At 63.7% G+C, this 2,546-nt stretch carries 4 protein-coding genes and 1 pseudogene; 2 read left to right on the top strand and 3 right to left on the bottom strand.

The features are described from left to right. Both QZ709_RS08480 and QZ709_RS08475 read left to right on the top strand, forming a co-directional pair. Window positions 1–219 (top strand): annotated as a pseudogene (locus tag QZ709_RS08480) (hypothetical protein); the annotation flags it as partial. Window positions 220–274: 55 nt separating this feature from the next. Continuing rightward, window positions 275–523: a hypothetical protein gene (locus QZ709_RS08475; protein WP_294636849.1), complete on the top strand. Its 249-nt coding sequence runs from the start codon at window positions 275–277 to the stop codon at window positions 521–523. Here the strand turns inward: QZ709_RS08475 and QZ709_RS08470 are convergent. The 3 genes from QZ709_RS08470 to QZ709_RS08460 all read right to left on the bottom strand — a co-directional run bounded on the left by QZ709_RS08470 (window position 520) and on the right by QZ709_RS08460 (window position 2,529). After that, window positions 520–1,440 carry a nucleotidyl transferase AbiEii/AbiGii toxin family protein gene (locus QZ709_RS08470; protein WP_114482134.1) on the bottom strand — a complete coding sequence of 307 codons (921 nt, stop codon included), beginning with the start codon at window positions 1,438–1,440 and terminating at the stop codon, window positions 520–522. The two genes, QZ709_RS08475 and QZ709_RS08470, sit on opposite strands and share 4 nt — an antisense overlap. Further along, complete coding sequence (locus QZ709_RS08465) at window positions 1,437–2,174, bottom strand: type IV toxin-antitoxin system AbiEi family antitoxin (protein ID WP_114482135.1); 738 nt, start codon at window positions 2,172–2,174, stop codon at window positions 1,437–1,439. The genes QZ709_RS08470 and QZ709_RS08465 overlap by 4 nt, the downstream gene beginning before the upstream one ends. Window positions 2,175–2,268: 94 nt before the next feature. Next, window positions 2,269–2,529, bottom strand: coding sequence for a DUF2274 domain-containing protein (locus QZ709_RS08460; RefSeq protein ID WP_011516297.1), 261 nt, complete (start codon window positions 2,527–2,529; stop codon window positions 2,269–2,271). Window positions 2,530–2,546: the final 17 nt, after the last annotated feature.

Here is a 2,546-nt window from a genome sequence, read left to right as displayed (position 1 = left end):
GACCGCATGGAGCAGCAACTCGGCATCCGCCTCACCATCGCCCCCGGGCCCAATGAAGTGCGCACGCTGCGCGGCATCACCATCCTGGTCCACGAACAACGCGGCCTGTGCCGCAAAACCCGCCAGTCCATCCCCGCCGCCATCCGCCAAGCGCTGGAGCGACGGCCCGAGATCAGCTACGAATTGCTGGACGAAGGCGGGCTGTTTGGCGGACAGTAGCCGCCGGCGGCCCTGTAGCCGCACCCTAGAGCGAAGTCCCTGAAACAAAAAGGCCTTGAATGACTTCAAGGCCTTTTTGCTTGTGCATCGAAGCTCAGTCGGTGGATCTGAGCTGCGTGTCGATCATTCCCACTCGGTCATCAATGAATCACGTAAGTCCGCGTGGTTAAAGGGATTTGCGATGATCGAAATGGGGCCTTACCGTCGTCTTTACCGTCTGCATCGGACATCTTTTGCTGGCGCGGGAGATGGGGCGATTAGCGGGGTGACGACGCTGGCGGCACCATCATCAATCGCCTTCTAGCATAGCGCAGATAGCTGCTTGGCGAGCAGGTCAGCCTGCTCGCCAAACTTCCTCGCATCGACCTTCTGCAACTGCGCCAGGTTGCGCAGCTTCCAGCGGATGCCCGGCAGATGTTCGAGGTGCGCGATGCCCAGCAATGACCACTCCGGCGTACCGGCGGCCAGCGACAGCAGGAAGCGCCGCTCGTCGTCGTCCAAGCCCTGATGGATTTCGCGCACCATGCGCTCGCGGGCAGCAAGCAGTGCATCGAGCGGCACGGGCTCGGCCGTCATGCCTTGGAAGTTGTGCTCGTAGTCGTGCCGGATGTCTCGCAACGGCGTGAACAGCACTTCATGGATCGGCCGATTGCTGCTGGACAGATAGACCACGAAGGCACGCCGGATGCCAGGCGTGATGCCCTCATGCGCAAAGAGCTGCATCACGTCGAACAGGTCGCGTGGGTGTTGCCGATCCAGTGCCGCCACCAGCTTGCCGCCGTACACGTCCTCCAGCGACACCACCGGAATCTCCAGATCGGCCATCAACACGTCGCGGGCAACCGGCGTCAGCGAAGCGCGGCGCACCGGCTGAACCGTGCCGCGCATGACGAAGTTGACTTCGACCTTGACCTGAATCGAGCCGCGACGCACCAGCAGCTTCGTCTCCCCTACTGCCGCAGCAGGCGCGTGCGTCTGAAATCCCCGCTTCTTCAGCCGCTCAGCAGCCTGCCGGATGGCCTCGTTGATGCGCGCCAACGCCTCGTCGCGCGGCAGCGTGTGATCGGGAAAAACCAGATCGAGATCGACCGACAGACGCGGCATGTCGCGCACGAACAGATTGATCGCCGTGCCGCCCTTCAAGGCGAAGGTGTCATCCACGAACACCAGTGGCGCCACCTGCGTCAGCAGGCGCGCGGTATCGAGATAGGTCTGGTTCATGGCTTGAGCACCAGCAGGCCGTCGGCCGACCGAGACACCCAAGGCCGCTCGCTGCCCGTCGGCAGCGAGGCCGAGTCGAGCTTGGCCACCCAGGGCAATGACGCCTCGCGGCCGAGTTGCAGGCACAGCCGCACGGTCTTGACGTTCGTGCAGTGCTGCAACAGCTCGCGCAGCACATCGGCACGCAGGCTGTACGCGCCTTCGACGAGTTCGCGGGCTTCCTGCAAGGGCTGGCGCACGCCAACCTCGCTCAACAGTTCCAGCAAGGCGCGCTCCGGCGCCGACACCTGCGGCGCCCCGCCGCGCTTCTCAAACGGGCCGACGTGCAGCATGGCGTCCGGCTGCTCATCGAACAGGCGCTTGCGGTGGTACTCGGCCGGGAAGCGTTCGGTGAACCATTCCGGCAAGCGTGCAGCCTTCCAGCCATACAGATGCAGCACCGGCTGCTGCGGCACGTACTGGCGCACGCCGTACCAGTCCAGCGCCGACTTGCCGCCGACGTGCAGCCCCTCGAATTGGCGCTGCAACAGCAGCAGGCTGGAATGGAGCGCCGGGGAATCGTTCGGGCGGCAGAAAACCCCCCGCGCCAAGCGCGTCAGCCACCCTGCCCGGACGTAGTGAACGGCCAGGTCGGCAGAGATGCCCAACGCCGCCAAGTCCTCCGAGGTCAGCGGCGCTCCCGGTGCCAGCCGGGTGTAGAGCGCGTTTAGCTTGCTTGAATTAGTCGTAGTCATACTACGATTTTTACAACTTTCCCAAGCGGAAGTCAATTTGATATGGCGAACCCAGTCGTAGTTTGGATACGACAACGGCAACATATTCAAAATCTCATCCCTTCGGCGCAGCCGTGCGGGAAGACGATCGGGTGTCGTCTCCCCTGCCCCGCCGGAATCCTCGATCCCCAGCAATGAACGCCTCCAGCATGTGCGGGATCAACGTCGTTGCATCGACGGCCTCGCCATACGCCTGCGCGTGCAGCGCGGCGTAGGCGTCCAGGTCGGCTTTCAGGCTGGCCGGGCAGGTGAACGTCAGCTTCGTGCTACCGCTGGACGGCAACGGGCCGAGGCGGAGTTTTCGGGCGGTACTCATCGCGCACCTCCAAGCTG

This window comes from uncultured Aquabacterium sp., from assembly GCF_913773725.1.
In the GTDB taxonomy this organism is placed as follows: domain Bacteria; phylum Pseudomonadota; class Gammaproteobacteria; order Burkholderiales; family Burkholderiaceae_C; genus Aquabacterium.
Note: the sequence above shows the minus strand (reverse complement) of the source record. Positions and strands in the feature narration are given on the sequence as shown.